The sequence below is a fragment of the Candidatus Laterigemmans baculatus genome (assembly GCF_010367455.1).
Taxonomy (GTDB): domain Bacteria; phylum Planctomycetota; class Planctomycetia; order Pirellulales; family Pirellulaceae; genus Laterigemmans; species Laterigemmans baculatus.
The window spans coordinates 1-1,238 of the sequence record NZ_WRPR01000103.1; the positions used below are offsets into that span (position 1 = coordinate 1).

The 1,238-nt window shown below is 58.0% G+C and carries 1 protein-coding gene; it reads right to left on the bottom strand.

Features of this window, described 5'->3' with window-relative positions; all coding sequences use genetic code 11:
- Positions 1 to 211: 211 nt before the first annotated feature.
- On the bottom strand, positions 212 to 1,238 hold a 1,027-nt coding region (locus GNK13_RS17740; protein WP_164103893.1), incomplete at its 5' end, for an IS256 family transposase.

The window sequence follows — 1,238 nt, forward strand, 5'->3', positions numbered from 1 at the left end:
TAGCTGGACAGCGCCACTTTGGATTGGTTCGGAGCGGGACGGCTCGCAGAAAAATCGTTTAACGGCAAGCCGAAGGCGACTGCTTTTTACAACACAGTCGCCTTCGGCTTGCCGTTAAACGACTTGGTAGCCAACTGCTGGGCACTGCTGACTCTATGGCAATTCAGCGTGAGAAGAGTAATTGTCAAATGTTGTGTTTTGAGATTGTGAGCTAAGCGGCGATTTCCTGCATGATTCCGTCTTTGAAGGAACGTCCTTCGATGACGAACGTGATCTTCTCGTGGCTCCTGAGTCGCCTCCATTTCTTTGAGGCCGACTGAGCGAGTTTGAACATCATCGCCAAGCTCGTTCGGCGGGTGCCGCTCCCTTTCGTCTTGCGGTGGCGAAGACGGATTGTCGCGAACGTCGACTCGATCGGGTTGGTCGTCCGCAGGTGGCCCCAGTGTTCCGCCGGGAAGTCATAGAACGAGAGAAGCTGCTCACGGTCCTTCCGCAGGCACTCGCACGCCTGCTGATATTTCGCCTCATATTTCTCGAGGAAGTGGTCGAATGCCTTCTCCGCGATCTCCTTCGTCTCGGCCTGCCAGATCTCATGCAGATCGCCCTTGGCTTTCGGCTGCACGCTCTTGGGCATCTTGTTGAGTACATTTGCCGTCTTGTGGACCCAGCATCGCTGCTCCCGCGTTTCGGGGAAAATCTTCCGGAGAGCCGCCCAGAAGCCCAAGGCACCGTCACCGACGGCGATCTTCGGAGCGGTTGAGAGTCCGCGGTGCTTTAGGTCCAGCATCAGTTCCGTCCAGCTCTGCTCGCTTTCCCGGTAGCCATCGAGCACCGAGATCAATTCCTTTTGGCCGTCGGCCGTCGCGCCCATCACCACGAGCATGCACTGCTTCTTATTGGCGTCGTCCTCGAGTCGGACCTTCGCATGAATGCCGTCGGCCCAGATGTACACGTAGTGCTTGCCGGAGAGGTCTCGCTTCATCCACTCCTCGTACTCCTCGGACCATTGCTCCTTCAGTCGGACCACGACGTTCGCACTGAGCCCCTTTGCTCGCTCGCCCACGAGAGCCTGCAGAGCCTCGCCAAAGTCGCTCGTGGAGATGCCCTTGAGGTAAAGCCAGGGGATCAGCTCCTCGATCGCATTGGTCCGCCGCAGATAAGCTGGCAGGACGCTCGGAACGAACTGCACACGCGAATCCGGATCGGGTGAGTTATCCCGCACTCGCCCCTGCTTGACC